Origin of the sequence: Sporosarcina sp. BP05, assembly GCF_014282005.1 — a bacterium.
Lineage (GTDB): Bacteria > Bacillota > Bacilli > Bacillales_A > Planococcaceae > Sporosarcina.
Window position 1 is genome coordinate 290,134 of record NZ_JACFTD010000002.1, and the last position, 14,440, is coordinate 304,573.

Annotated in this window: 13 protein-coding genes; 12 read left to right on the forward strand and 1 reads right to left on the reverse strand. The window is 39.7% G+C overall.

Going from position 1 to position 14,440, the window contains the following annotated elements; all coding sequences use genetic code 11:
- Positions 1–86: 86 nt before the first annotated feature.
- The 3 genes from lgt to ftsX all read left to right on the forward strand — a co-directional run bounded on the left by lgt (position 87) and on the right by ftsX (position 2,628).
- Positions 87–896, forward strand: a complete 810-nt coding sequence (gene lgt, locus H2672_RS03225; protein ID WP_186668873.1) for a prolipoprotein diacylglyceryl transferase — start codon at positions 87–89, stop codon at positions 894–896.
- A 174-nt stretch (positions 897–1,070) separates the two neighbouring features.
- Entirely contained in the window at positions 1,071–1,754 is a 684-nt protein-coding gene (gene ftsE, locus H2672_RS03230) for a cell division ATP-binding protein FtsE (RefSeq protein ID WP_186668875.1), read from the forward strand.
- Positions 1,744–2,628, forward strand: a complete 885-nt coding sequence (ftsX, locus tag H2672_RS03235; protein WP_186668878.1) for a permease-like cell division protein FtsX — start codon at positions 1,744–1,746, stop codon at positions 2,626–2,628. The genes ftsE and ftsX overlap by 11 nt, the downstream gene beginning before the upstream one ends.
- A 136-nt stretch (positions 2,629–2,764) precedes the next feature.
- On the opposite strand, the gene H2672_RS03240 is transcribed toward ftsX, so the two are convergent.
- Positions 2,765–4,810: a copper-translocating P-type ATPase gene (locus tag H2672_RS03240; protein WP_186668881.1), complete on the reverse strand. Its 2,046-nt coding sequence runs from the start codon at positions 4,808–4,810 to the stop codon at positions 2,765–2,767.
- Positions 4,811–5,026: 216 nt separating this feature from the next.
- On the opposite strand from H2672_RS03240, the gene H2672_RS03245 reads away from it, so the two are divergent.
- The 9 genes from H2672_RS03245 (at position 5,027) to H2672_RS03285 (ending at position 14,379) form a co-directional block, all read left to right on the forward strand.
- Complete coding sequence (locus H2672_RS03245) at positions 5,027–5,950, forward strand: plastocyanin/azurin family copper-binding protein (RefSeq protein WP_186668890.1); 924 nt, start codon at positions 5,027–5,029, stop codon at positions 5,948–5,950.
- A gap of 48 nt (positions 5,951–5,998) precedes the next feature.
- Positions 5,999–6,247 (forward strand): hypothetical protein, encoded by a 249-nt coding sequence (locus tag H2672_RS03250; RefSeq protein WP_186668892.1) that lies wholly within the window; start codon positions 5,999–6,001, stop codon positions 6,245–6,247.
- A gap of 90 nt (positions 6,248–6,337) precedes the next feature.
- The gene (locus tag H2672_RS03255) at positions 6,338–6,919 is read left to right on the forward strand and encodes a redoxin domain-containing protein (RefSeq protein WP_370569588.1); all 582 of its coding nucleotides are present in this window, start codon (positions 6,338–6,340) and stop codon (positions 6,917–6,919) included.
- A gap of 386 nt (positions 6,920–7,305) precedes the next feature.
- Positions 7,306–8,349: a C40 family peptidase gene (locus H2672_RS03260; protein WP_186668901.1), complete on the forward strand. Its 1,044-nt coding sequence runs from the start codon at positions 7,306–7,308 to the stop codon at positions 8,347–8,349.
- A 259-nt stretch (positions 8,350–8,608) separates the two neighbouring features.
- The gene (locus tag H2672_RS03265) at positions 8,609–8,896 is read left to right on the forward strand and encodes a metal-sensitive transcriptional regulator (RefSeq protein WP_186668903.1); all 288 of its coding nucleotides are present in this window, start codon (positions 8,609–8,611) and stop codon (positions 8,894–8,896) included.
- 91 nt (positions 8,897–8,987) lie between these two features.
- The gene (gene copZ, locus H2672_RS03270) at positions 8,988–9,191 is read left to right on the forward strand and encodes a copper chaperone CopZ (RefSeq protein WP_186668905.1); all 204 of its coding nucleotides are present in this window, start codon (positions 8,988–8,990) and stop codon (positions 9,189–9,191) included.
- A gap of 152 nt (positions 9,192–9,343) precedes the next feature.
- A complete protein-coding gene (locus H2672_RS03275) occupies positions 9,344–11,761 on the forward strand; it encodes a heavy metal translocating P-type ATPase (RefSeq protein WP_186668912.1) in 2,418 nt (805 codons plus the stop codon).
- Positions 11,762–12,027: 266 nt separating this feature from the next.
- A complete protein-coding gene (locus H2672_RS03280) occupies positions 12,028–12,558 on the forward strand; it encodes a hypothetical protein (protein WP_186668914.1) in 531 nt (176 codons plus the stop codon).
- 309 nt (positions 12,559–12,867) lie between these two features.
- Positions 12,868–14,379 (forward strand): multicopper oxidase family protein, encoded by a 1,512-nt coding sequence (locus H2672_RS03285; RefSeq protein ID WP_186668922.1) that lies wholly within the window; start codon positions 12,868–12,870, stop codon positions 14,377–14,379.
- Positions 14,380–14,440: the final 61 nt, after the last annotated feature.

Genomic DNA, 14,440 nt, shown 5'->3' on the forward strand with positions numbered 1-14,440 from the left:
ACATTGTTGTAGATGAATTCACATAGAAGCTTGATGTGACAATTAGTCAAATACCGTATTAGCTGGCAGGAGGGGGGAATACATTTATGTTTGATTTGTTAGCAATAAACCCAATTGCATTTTCACTTGGTCCACTAGAAGTCCGGTGGTACGGGATAATAATTGCAGTTGGAATCGTTCTTGCATTCTTTGTCGTTCAAAAGGAAATGGTGAAGCGCGGGATGCATCCGGACCTTTTGACGGATTTGCTCATTTGGGCTGTTCCAATCTCAATTGTTAGTGCAAGAATCTATTATGTTGTTTTCTCATGGGATTATTATAAAGATCACCCGGGACAGATTATTCAAATCTGGGAAGGCGGCATAGCAATCCATGGCGCATTGATCGGGGCCTTCATAACAACATATGTTTATACAAAACGCCGAGGTATTTCGTTCTGGAAAACGGTTGACATTGCAGCGGCTGGCCTTTTAATCGGTCAGCTGATCGGTCGCTGGGGCAACTTCATGAATCAGGAAGCACACGGAGGTCCCGTCTCGGAAAAGTTTCTTGAAACGACGATTATTCCAGACTGGATCATGAATCAGATGACTATTGAAGGTGTAACCTATCATCCGACATTCCTTTATGAATCCATGTGGAATATTGTGGGGCTTATCATTATCATTCTGTTGCGCAAAGTGAATATGAAGCGCGGCGAATTGTTTCTCTTTTACCTTGTCTGGTATTCTGCCGGACGTTTCTTCATCGAAGGAATGCGAACGGACAGCTTATATGTCATCGGTGAACTTCGAGCTGCACAGCTTGTATCGGTCGTCACAATCGTTGCTGCATTAGTAATTTTTATCGTAAGAAGATTTGTGCGAAAAGTCGATGTGAAATACCAGGATAAATAAAAAGTAGAGTGGAAAAGGGTGTGTTTCATATTGATTTAAAGGTGTCATTTTGCAAGATTCGAGTGGAGAATCGACTACTCCATAATATGGAGGCCTGGAAGATAGAGAATCATAGAATAACATATGGGATAGGGGAAAATATATGAAGGATATAAAACTTCAGGTGGTCTTATCATGATAGTGATGAAAAATGTGTACAAGAAATACCCGAATGGCGTGGTTGCAGCGAATGGTCTTAACGTCGTAATCGACCCAGGAGAATTCGTTTATGTAGTCGGTCCGAGTGGTGCTGGTAAGTCGACATTCATTAAAATGATGTATCGTGAAGAAGCACCAACAAGCGGAGATGTTATTGTTAACGGCATAAATCTAGCAACATTGCGGAATAAGCGTATACCCTATTTACGTAGGCAGATTGGTGTTGTTTTTCAAGACTTCAAGCTCTTACCTAAATTGAATGTTTACGAGAATGTGGCGTTTGCACTCGAAGTAATCGAAGAATCACCAGCAGAGATTCGAAAAAAAGTGAATGACGTCCTTGGGCTTGTCGGACTTACGCAAAAAGCGCGGATGTTTCCAAATGAATTGTCAGGCGGAGAAGAACAGCGTGTTTCGATCGCGAGGTCAATCGTCAATCTACCGAAAGTTGTTATTGCAGATGAACCGACAGGAAATCTTGACCCTGAAACATCATGGGAGATTATGAGGATTTTCGAACAGATCAACACGCGTGGTACGACGATTGTCATGGCCACCCATAACAGGGAAATTGTTAATACAATAAAACATCGTGTTATTGCGATAGAAGGCGGACTCATTACCCGAGATGAATACGGAGGTGAGTACTATGAAGGCTAGAACATTCGGTCGGCATATTCGCGAAAGTTTAAAAAGCATTCGACGCAATAGCTGGATGACGTTTGCGTCAGTCAGCGCCGTTACCGTCACTCTCCTACTTGTCGGTGTATTCATCGTGATCATGATGAATTTAAATCAACTCGCGCAAAATATCGAGAATGACGTGGAAATTAAAGTCGTTGCAGATCCAGCAGCAGACGAGGTAGCAATTAAAGAGTTAGTAGAGAAAGTCCGTTCGACAGATGGAATAATCGAAGTGGTCTTTTCTTCGCGAGATGAAGAGTTGGACAAGATGATTAAATCATTTGGTGATGAACTTAGTTTATATAAACAGAGCAATCCGCTTGGCGATGCACTGTATGTAAAAGCGAAGGACCCGCAGCAGGCAGCTACTATTGCAAAGGAAATTGATACATATGACTATACATATGAGGTCATTTACGGTGAAGAAAAAGTAGAAAAGCTCTTCAATGTATTAAACACAAGCCGGAATGTTGGTCTTGCCTTGATATTGGCATTGTTATTCACGGCAATGTTCCTTATTTCAAACACAATCCGTATAACAATCGTTGCTAGAAGAACTGAAATTGAAATCATGAAATTGGTCGGAGCGACGAATAACTTCGTGCGTATTCCGTTTTTATTGGAAGGGATTTGGCTGGGTGTTTTAGGCGCAATCGCACCGATGTTAATCATCTCCATTTCTTATTTCAAACTATACGAATACTGGGAACCGAAACTACAAGGGGAACTGTTCCAATTACTAAACACGACGCCATTTATTTATCAACTGAATGGATTAATTCTATTCATGGGGATCTTTATCGGTGTGTGGGGCAGTTTTATGTCAGTGCGTAAATTTCTTAAAGTATAATTGGAACATAATAAAATATAAGTGATAGCTTCCAAGTAGCATTGTTGTTTTTTGAACTGGTTACGAAAAAGGTACTGATGTATACAAAAACTCGATGGAGAATGTCATTCCATCGAGTTTTTGCATTACCTCTAAATCAAATTTTTAACAAGCGAGCATTAATTGCGACAATAACCGTACTCAGAGACATTAATATAGCGCCAACTGCCGGGCTAAGAACTATACCGAAATTATAAAAAACTCCGGCTGCCAATGGGATTGCAAGGATATTATAGCCAGCAGCCCACCATAAGTTTTGAGTCATTTTACGATAGGTAGCTCTTGAAAGCTTGATAATATTTACAACATCAAGCGGATTACTTTTTACAAGGACGACATCAGCTGTTTCAATGGCTACATCTGTTCCTGCTCCTACCGCAATACCGAGATCAGCTTTTGCTAGGGCGGGTGCATCGTTGACACCATCACCGGTCATCGCAGTTCGAAGACCCTCGACTTTTCGGATATGATCAATTTTTTCGGATTTTTCATGTGGGAGCACTTCAGCATAAATCTCTTCCATACCGAGTTGTTTTCCAATATAATGTGCTACTTTCAAATTATCGCCTGTTAGCATAATTGATTTGATATTCATTTCTTTAAGTTTCTTAATAGCTTCTATTGCCGTTTCACGGACAATATCCGCAAGGGCTATCATTCCGGCGAGTTTTCCGTCGATTAATGTGAAGACCACCGTTTTTCCTTCCGAAGACCACTCATCGAATTGAACGTTATCATATTCTAGTTTCAGCTCATTTACATAGCCTGGGCTGACGACCAAGACCATCTTTCCATCAACAGTCCCTTTCAGACCTTTACCAGTCAATGATTGGAACTCTTCTACCGGGGAAAGGGTAAGACCCATTTCCTCTGCTTTTCTTATAACGCCTTTAGCAAGTGGGTGTTGGGATTGTCTTTCGATTGCAGCTGCATAAGAAATGACGTCTTCTACACTGAAATCTATAGAATGATAAATGTTCGTAACACCGAATTCACCTTTTGTCAGCGTACCTGTTTTATCGAAAACGACCGCTTCAATATTTCTGGCGCCTTCAAAAGCTGCCCGATTTCGTATGAGAAGCCCATTTTTAGCCGCTATGGACGTTGAGACGGCGACTACTAATGGAGCTGCCAGCCCTAATGCATGTGGACAGGCTATGATCAGAACGGTCACCATTCTTTCCATCGCAAATGAAACTGGATAGCCAAGTGAAATCCAGATTAGGAAAGTTATCAGACCTGCTGCCAGTGCGCCATAAAACAACCACTTCGCGGCTCTGTTGGCAAGATCTTGCGCCCGAGATTTGGATTCCTGAGCTTCTTTAACCAAGGTGATGACTTGCGAGAGATACGTTTCACTTCCGGTCTTCATTACAGAAATGATAAGTGATCCTTCACCGTTAATGGACCCACCGATAGCCTCTAAGCCAGCTTCTTTTTCAACTGGAACCGATTCACCTGTCAGCATCGATTCATCAATTGTTGATTTACCTTCTAGTATCTTTCCATCTACCGGTACTTTCTCGCCAGGCTTGACAAGTGCATGATCCCCTTGTTTCAACTCCGTTACGTCAACTTCCGTAATATTTCCGTCAACGTCAATAAGATGGGCTTCTGAAGGCATCAATTTGGCGAGCTCTTCCAAAGCCCTTGATGCACCCATTACGGAACGCATTTCAATCCAGTGGCCAAGTAGCATAATGTCAACGAGAGTAGCCAGTTCCCAAAAGAAATCGTTTTCTGCCAAGCCGAATACGGAAGCTGTACTATAAACATATGCAACGATAATTGCCAATGAAATCAATGTCATCATACCTGGATTTCTATTTTTCAGCTCATCTTTTGCACCAGTAAGGAATGGCCAACCACCGTAAAAGAATACATATGTAGATAGCGCAAACAGGATGTACATGTCTCCGTTAAAACGCCAATCAACGTCGAGAAACATTTGAATCATCGGTGAAAGGACCAAAATAGGAATCGTTACGATCAATGAGATGTAAAAACGTTTTTTGAAATCCTCTACCATATGGGTGTGATGATTGTGATGACCTTCATGACCATGTTGTTCTTTGTGATTCAAGTGTTCTTCTTTTGCAATATGCTTTTCCGGTTCGTGGTGATGATGTGAATGATTAGGCATGCGATTTACTCCTCTCATAATTACCAGGTTATAGGTATATCGTCAATATACTCATAAAATATGCAGAAATTATGCAAAATCTTCGTTTTCTCTATATAAAAGAAACGAACGATTCATGAAGATTGGTCATGCTACATACCCTTATAAGGTATATAACCATTACATGCAATATGTAAACATAAGCATTATTTCAATTTAGAAAAAGGTGGGGGATTAATGGGGAACTATCAATTATTTGTATTAGGTTCACTTGGTTTGTTAACACTTGTAGTCGTTATAGTAGCAATAATCTGGAAAAGAAAATTTCGAACGATGCAAGGAATGATGATTTCAATGTTCTTTGGGATGAATGTGGGATTGACTGCCGGCGTTCTATTAGGTGTTACTTATCAAGGTAACCTATTCCTTTCAACGATACTTTCAATGGCTATTGGTGTGCTTGCAGGCTCATTATGCGGATTATGTTTTGGGATTCTCGCGGTATTAGAAGGATTGATGGCCGGGTTAATGGGTGGCATGATGGGGGCAATGGTAGGAGAAATGATTCGTGTAGATCAGTCGATTAGTTTGATACAGATTTTCTTATTTTTATCCATCAGTACAATTTTTATTATAGCTATTTTGAAAACACCACAAAACTCGAAAGTGCTTACTAAAAAGTGGTTATTAAAACCTCTGGTACTTTCAACTTTTGTAGCTTTTTTTATAATAGGCGGCAATTCTATTGCTGAGAAATACGGAAGTCTAAAGGAGTTAGTGATACCAGAAAGTCATCATTCAGCGATGCCGGGGTCAACCGATAATCCCGGTGGTGAAAGTCAAATGATTGTTCTGGAAACCGTCGATATGAAGTACTCAAAAAATGAAATTTATGTGGAGAAAGATAAACCAGTCACATTAACCCTCACAAATTTGGATATGGTTGAGCATGACATGGAAATCCAGACTTCCTCCTTTAATATGGTAATGGGATCCAAACATAATCATGGGGGAAAGAAAGATTTGTTGCATCTACATGCTACACCTGAAAATACGGAGACACTAACATTTACCTTAACTGAATCTGGAGTTTATGAATTTTATTGTACTGTACCCGGGCATAAGGAACTAGGGATGATAGGGCAATTTATTGTAAGTTAAATACTTTAACCTGCCTAAGCTACATATATGAATTGCCGAGGGTAGTCTATGAAAAAGTCGTTGAAAATCTGGAGTTCACTAATCTACGTCCACTTCTTATTCCCTATCGTTTTGGAAAAGATTCCGCGTGAAATAGCGGGAGAGGAATTAGTTGTTCAAATCGATGAGCGGAAATTTGTTTATGCAGCAAATATTATCGAAATGGAACGCGAAGTCCAAACAGGAATAAGTGCCTTTTATACACTACACATTCACACGAAGCATTTGAAATCCAACACTATAAAACATGACTGGTAAAGCTGTCATGTCGACGTTTTTCATCGCCTTGGTTTTCGCGAAATTATTATTGCGGGGCTGAAACAGAAAAATTGAATCGGAGGGACAATTGTGAATAAACGAACCGTAATTATTGTAATAACAGCTTTAATTATGGGTACGTTGATTGTTATGATGGTTAAATCGAATATAGAAAAAGCGGAGCCAATCGATACAGTTTTTTCTGGGGCGGATAGTACAATGATTGAGTATAAGCCTGGACTTGAAAAAGGAAATACACCCCCTGATTTTGAACTATATACGCTTTCGGGTGACATGGTAAAGCTGACGGACTATAAAGGGAAAAAAGTTATCCTTAATTTCTGGGCGTCGTGGTGCGGTCCGTGCAAGGCGGAAATGCCGCATATGCAAAATTATTATGAAAAAAATAAGGATTCTGCAAACGTAGAAATCATTGCGGTTAATTTGACGACGGCGGAGCGGGGCGGACTCGTAGGTATCGAGAAGTTTGTCGATGCGTATGGGCTAACATTTCCGATTCCGCTTGACAATGATGGTGAAGTAATGGGTATGTATGGAGTATTGGCAATACCGACAACTTACATGATCAACACGGATGGGACAATTAAGCAAAAGATTATTGGACCGATGGATGAAAAAACGATAAATGAACATGTTGATAATCTTGATTAAACGAAGCCGGTATCTTGCCTGTTATAATATTCTTTTTCTGTTCGTTTAGTAGACGAGGGAGGAACATTGTGTGGCGAGCGCCATCAATGAAGGTGATGGGGAAGACGCGATTAAGGAATTGTTGCAAGTATTAGAGCTTATCGATATAAAAAAAGTCTGGATTAACTAAATCTAGACTTTTTTTATGTTTAGCATATTGAAAATGCAAGATTAATTGCTAAAAATATTACAGTTTTTCTCCTTAATTAATCCTTAGTTTTGTCATGCGAATGTATTGTGATTGTAAAACAGAAATCATAGTTATTATGCTAAAGTTATACAGGAAGTGATAAATAAAGATGTCGAACAAAGAAAAACAGACATCAATAAAATAGTTGGGGTGGAAAATGAGAAATCGATTTATCCAAATATTAATGGCTGTGTTTATTATTAGTACAATACCTTTTATATCATCAAATAAAGTTAGTGCAGCAACTTCGAATGAGATTGCAAGGTATGCTGAAAATTTATATGGAACGCCATATAAATTTGGTGGGACAACTACGTCTGGATTTGACTGTTCGGGTTATATCAGATATGTATTCAAGAATTTCAACATGAGCCTACCGAGAACATCTGAGGATCAGTTTAGGGTGGGGGCTACGATAAGTAAAGAAAATCTGCAACCTGGGGATCTTGTATTTTTTGCAAATACATATAAAAAAGGTATTTCACATACGGGAATCTATTTAGGGAACAACGAGTTCATCTCGGCTAAGAGCCGTGGAGTCCTAAAAGCAAATCTAAAGACAGATCCTTATTGGGCTCCTAAATATGCTGGAGCAAAACGTCTATCAAACACCCAAGTAGCTTTTGAGCCTGTACAGGTAAAAACTGCTGGGCAGATGAGTGAAGCATTTAAAGATCTAATGATAAAACATCCTGCTTTTGAGGCAATCATTGCATTAAACGAGAGTGGAGTTATAACTGGCTACGAAGACTCCACATTCAAACCGGAAAAATTAATTACTCGTGGACAAGCAGCTGCAATGATAAATCGCGAGCTTAAATTGAAAGCATCAAACGAAGTGACATTTAAGGATGTCGCGCCAAATCACCAATTTGCAGCTGACATCTCGGCCTTGAATGAAGCTGGAATCCTTCAAGGATATGCAACAGGTGAATTCGGCATTAACGACAAACTTACACGCGCACATCTTGCCGCCATCGTCAATCGAGCATTTGATCTGCAAGGACAACTGGATGGGAAAGTACAAATCGCATCAAATTATGATGATGTCCCAACAAGTCATTGGGCCTCAGAAGCAATTCATGCATTGAAGACTCTTGATCAGACAAAAGTCTTTCAGACACCGGAGTTTAACCTAGGAAAAGAAGCAACTCGTGCAGAATTCGCTGCAGCTGTATACAGCGCAATTTCGGACAAATAAATTTTTATTACTAGTCATTGGCGTACATCTACTATAAAGGATGTACGCCAATTTTATGTTTCTTTGAGTAGAAGAATAGAGTTCAGTTTCAAGAGTTTTAAATGTGGAATGGAAGATTTAGCTTCGATTTTCTTAATGTTTGGATTTACAGTAGTGATGATACTCAAATGAAATTGCGTAAATTAATAATTTGAACTACAATTAGAAAAGTGTTAGTATAGGGGTACAGGGTATAAGTACTTGTTAAGGAGGGGAAATCATGAAGGAGACAAACAAAACAACGGTTCAACCAAATAAACAACAGCTCCTCAACCGATTAAAACGAATTGAAGGGCAAGTGAGGGGTATCCATCAGATGGTCGATAATGATCGGTACTGTGTGGATATCTTACATCAAATCAGTGCCATCCAATCAGCAATGAATAAAGTTTCTTTGGCCTTGCTTGAAGATCACACGCACCACTGTGTAGCGAATGCGATTAAAGGGCAAGACGGTGAAAACGCCATTAAGGAATTGATGGATGTCATGAAAACAATGACGAAATAAAAGGCTATAGAAAAAACTTTTATTTAATAGTTGACATACTATACGGGGGTATAGTAAGTTTATAGTGATAACTAAACAGGAGGTCGTCAAAATGAAAGATATAGTAAAAGTACAAGGGATGTCATGCAATCATTGCGTCGGTTCAATCGAGGGAAGTGTTGGCAATCTTACAGGTGTTTCTTCCGTAAAGGTGGATCTTGGCAGTGGTGAAGTTTCAGTAGAGTTTGACAATCAGGAAACAACTTTGGATCAGATCAAGGAGACGATTGAAGAGCAAGGGTATGACATCGTCTGATTTCGTGCATTATGTGTTAGAGGGTTTAGTCAACTAATAATCTTCCGCTTCTACCATATGGGGGTAGAAGGCGGTGGATAAGATCGTACCTTCTGGTATGGTCTTTCTTTTTTGAATGAGTATACCCCTACTACGTATAGGAGTGATAATAAGTGGCAACTAATGAAAAAACGCTACAAATTAATGGAATGACTTGTGCTGCATGCGCAAACCGAATTGAAAAAGGGCTTTCCAAAATAGAAGGCGTTGAGCGAGCAAATGTCAATTTTGCATTGGAGCGTTCTACAATCGTCTACGACCCGGATAAAACGAATGTCAATGAGTTTAAGGAAAGAGTTGAAAAACTTGGCTATAGTGTCGTTCAAGAAAAAGCTTCTTTTGATATTTCTGGCATGACATGTACGGTATGTGCGACGAAGATAGAAAAAAGAATTAGTAAGATGGATGGAGTAGCCAATGCAAATGTCAACTTTGCGTTGGAAACGATTTCGGTTGAATATGACGGTAAACAGGTCGAAACGGCTGATATGATTACGGCTGTTAAGAAAATGGGCTATGAATTGATTCCCAAGCAAGACGGTAAAGACAAGATGGATCATAAAGAGCAGGAAATCAAAAAGCAATACAGAAAGTTCATCTTTTCGCTCATCTTGACGCTTCCGTTGTTATGGACGATGGTTGCTCATTTTGAATTCCTATCATTTATCTATATGCCTGCTATTCTAATGAACCCATGGGTACAACTCGCGCTTGCAACACCGGTTCAATTTATCGTCGGCGCTCAATTTTATAAAGGTGCTTTTAACGCGCTTCGAAACAAAAGTGCCAACATGGACGTATTGGTAGCACTCGGTACGAGCGCGGCATATTTCTATAGCCTTTATCTTACGCTGGAATGGAAAATGGCAGGTAGCACTGGAATGCCTGAGCTCTATTTTGAAGCATCTGCTGTCATTATCACATTAATCGTACTTGGTAAGTTATTTGAAGTTCGTGCAAAAGGGAAAACAAGTCAGGCAATTCAAAAGCTTCTTGGCTTGCAAGCTAAAACAGCCCGCGTTCTGAGAGACGGCATAGAAAAAGAGGTGCCGATTGAGGAAGTCATAGCAGGAGATACAATCCTTGTGAAACCTGGTGAAAAGATTCCGGTGGATGGAGCAATCATCGAAGGGCGCTCCGCAATTGATGAATCGATGATCACAGGTGAGAGCATTCCAGTTGATAAAGTCGTCGGAGACGTAGTGATTGGCGCAACCATTAATAAGAATGGTTCATTGCAAATAAAAGCGACAAAAGTGGGGAAAGACACAGCGTTAGCACAGATTGTAAAAGTGGTCGAAGAAGCACAAGGATCTAAGGCGGAAATCCAGCGTTTAGCCGATAGGATTTCAGGAGTTTTTGTACCGGTAGTAGTCGTTATCGCGATTGTCACGTTCTTTATTTGGTATTTTGCTGTTACACCGGGTGATTTCCGTTCAGCCCTCATTCCGACCATCTCTATTTTGGTCATCGCTTGCCCATGTGCACTTGGTTTGGCGACACCCACTTCGATTATGGCAGGTTCGGGTCGAGCCGCTGAAATGGGACTTCTCTTTAAAGGCGGAGAACATTTGGAAAACACGCAGTCAATCGATACTGTTGTCTTAGACAAAACGGGAACAGTTACAAAAGGCGAACCTGCCTTGACAGATATTTCGGTGGCTGACGGCTTTAACGAAGAGGAAGTTCTCCAATTGGTTGGAACGGCTGAAAACCAATCCGAGCACCCTTTAGCACAGGCGATTGTTAATGGCGTAAAAGAAAAAGGCATTGCACTTCTTGAAACAACTGATTTTGAAGCTTTGCCGGGCTATGGAATTCGGGCTGAAGTAAGTGGTAGAGAAGTGTTAGTTGGAACAAGAAAATTGATGAAAGAACATAACATCGCAATCTTGGATTCGGAAGCAGCGATGGAAAAACTAGAGAGCGAAGGGAAAACAGCGATGCTAATTGCTGTGGATCACAAACTTGCAGGTGTCGTTGCAGTCGCCGATACAGTGAAAGAAACGTCGAAAGAAGCGATTGCAAGAATGCAGGAGCTTGGTCTAGAAGTCATCATGCTTACGGGTGATAACCAACGTACCGCAGAGGCCATTGCCCGTCAAGTCGGTCTGTCTAACGTAATTGCGGAAGTGTTGCCGGAACAGAAAAGTGAAGAGATTAAAAAGCTTCAGGAACAAGGCAAGAATGTAGCGATGGTAGGGGATGGTATCAATGATGCGCCAGCACTTGCCATGGCAAATGTCGGAATGGCAGTCGGTACTGGAACGGATATCGCCATAGAAGCAGCTGACATTACACTGATGCGGGGGGATTTAAATAGTGTTGCGGATGCAATTATCATGAGCCGAAAAACAATGCGAAATATTAAGCAAAACCTGTTTTTCGCTTTCTTCTACAACACGATTGGAATACCAGTCGCGGCAATTGGTTTATTAGCCCCTTGGGTGGCGGGGGCAGCAATGGCGTTCAGTTCGGTATCGGTAGTGTTGAATGCATTGCGTCTACAAAAAGTGAATTTAAAAAATTAACAAGAGAAGAATAACAAAAAAGAGCCCATGCCGATTCCTTTAAGAGTTGGCATAGGCTCCTTTCAATTTAACATACAACCTTACAAAAGGCGCGAAGGCACCATTTTAAAAAAAATTATGTAACGAAACTTTAAGAACACTATGACGTTACAATTGATAGAGAAAGGAGTTTGACAAATTTTTGAGAAGGAATGGAAAAGGGGCTATGCTTGAATATATTATTAAAAATTATAATAATCGAAAAACAGGTAAAGGAGTAGGTGTTTATGTCAATATTATTGGTACTGGGTTCTCTTTTGATAGTTATTTTCTTGCTTAACAAACAAGCTTTCATTCAAATGCCCAGTACAAACACATTATTAGTCCAAAAATTGTCGAACGCAAGATGGTTTAAGAATGAATGGCTTAGTGGCATATTTTTATTTTTCATTAATGCTTTATTGTTTAGTGTTGCGGTATCATTATTTTTTTTATTGGGAGTGCTAAATATTCCTTTTCTCCATTTGGTAATCATGCTATTAGCAACATTCGTAAGCATATATTTGTGGATAGCAATTCATAATGCCGGAAATAAAGGAAAGAGAGAAAGATTAATCATGAGTACAATCGGCAGTAGTTTTTATCTTTTCCTGCTGCTCACTTTTATTTATATGATAGCTAATCTTGGGCCTGGAACGCCGGAAAATGATACATTCATGGCTTTTATTGGATTACTATTTGCATTGTATGTTTCCTTCGTTGCATTAGTTACATGCTTTTGTATAACGGGCCTAACAAAAAAACAATACAGGATTTAATGATGATATAACAGAGCCCTTAATGACCCACATTGGAGTCATTAAGGGCTCTTGCGATTTAATTAAAGCCCGCCATTACAACCACCACTAGCATTTTTTTAAGCTTTTAATCGGTAACTCCTTGTTTGGTTGTTTTGAATGGGGTTGTTCTGTTGTTGCAACACCCTTTAATTTGGAATTCTCATCAATTATACAAAGACTCTGCAATAATTATGACGATTTTCATACATACCTTTCTCGTGCATAGTTTTTTCATATTTTCTTGTTACACTAAAAAAGAAAAAATCCAGACGAGAGGGGAAATAATTGATGGGAATAAAGATAAAGATTGCCGCATTGGCGATTAGTATATTGGTTATCGGCGGCTGTGGTAGTAACAATTCGAAGCCTAACGAAGAAATGGATCATTCAACTATGAATCAAGACATGGAAGAAATGGATCACTCATCTATGGATCAAGACATGATGGGAAATGATCATATGAGCCATGACGAGGTTGTAAGTTTATACAACTCAACAGGGGAAAATGAACTGAAAATACCTTCCATGCTTGAACGTGATAATGAGGAAGGAGTCGTATACACAGTTAGAGCACAAAAAGGGAAAACGGAAATATTTGATGGTGTTGAAACAAATACGTATGGCTACAATGGGACGTTTTTAGGACCGATGCTTCGTTTTGATAAAGGTGATACAGTTAAAATTAGAACGATAAATGAACTAGATGGGGAGACGACTTTTCATTGGCACGGGCTGGAAGTATCGGGGGACGTAGATGGTGGGCCACATAATTCTTTAAAACCGGGAGAAGAAAAGGTTATCGAATTTGAAGTGGCACAAGAAGCGTCAACGTTATGGTTCCATCCTCATCCAGAAGGGAAAACTGCTGAACAAGTATACAATGGACTTGCAGGATTGATTTATATCGAAGATGACAATTCAAAGGGTCTTGGACTTCCAAATGACTATGGGAAGAATGATATTCCATTGATTTTTCAAGATAGAACATTTGATGACGAGAAGCAATTGAATTTCAGCGCTGTATTGAATGATGATGGTACTATTGGAGATACGTTATTGATCAATGGGACGTTGAATCCCATGTTGACTGTAAACAAAGAGAAAGTACGTCTCCGTTTATTAAATGGATCGAATGCGAGGAATTACACATTTAAATTGAATACAGGGGATTCCTTTGTTCAAATCGCTACGGATGGTGGTTTTTTAAATGAACCGGTTGCACTGAAAGAAATTACACTAACACCATCCGAACGGGTGGAAATAGTTGTTGATTTTTCACAACTTAATACAACAATTGACTTGGCACTAATAAATGAAGATGGATCTATCCTTTTACCATTTGAGGTTTCTGATCAAAGCGGAAAAATTAGCAGGATTCCGGGAGAGATGAATAATTTTTCATTGACAGAAGAAGAGATGGAAATGCCAGTTACAAAAAAAGTGGAACTCTTTGGGATGATGGACCAGGTAACGATAAATGGAAAGAAATTTGATGCGGAAAGAATTGATTTCACACAACAGCAAGGAGTCACTGAAGTATGGGAAATTTACAATAAACCGGACATGATGGGCGGAATGATCCATCCGTTCCACATTCATGGAACGCAATTTAAAATAATTTCAAGAGACGGAAAAGAGCCACCGGAAAATGAACGAGGATGGAAGGACAGTATTTCCATAAAACCAGATGAGAGAGTGAAAATAGCTATACAATTTAAGCATAAGGGTGTGTATATGTTCCATTGTCATATTCTTGAACATGAAGACAACGGCATGATGGGACAGGTAAAGGTGGAATAAACTCAATCCAATAATATGTGGAAGTCCGTGACATTAACGCTAAAGCATATTGTAAAATGAC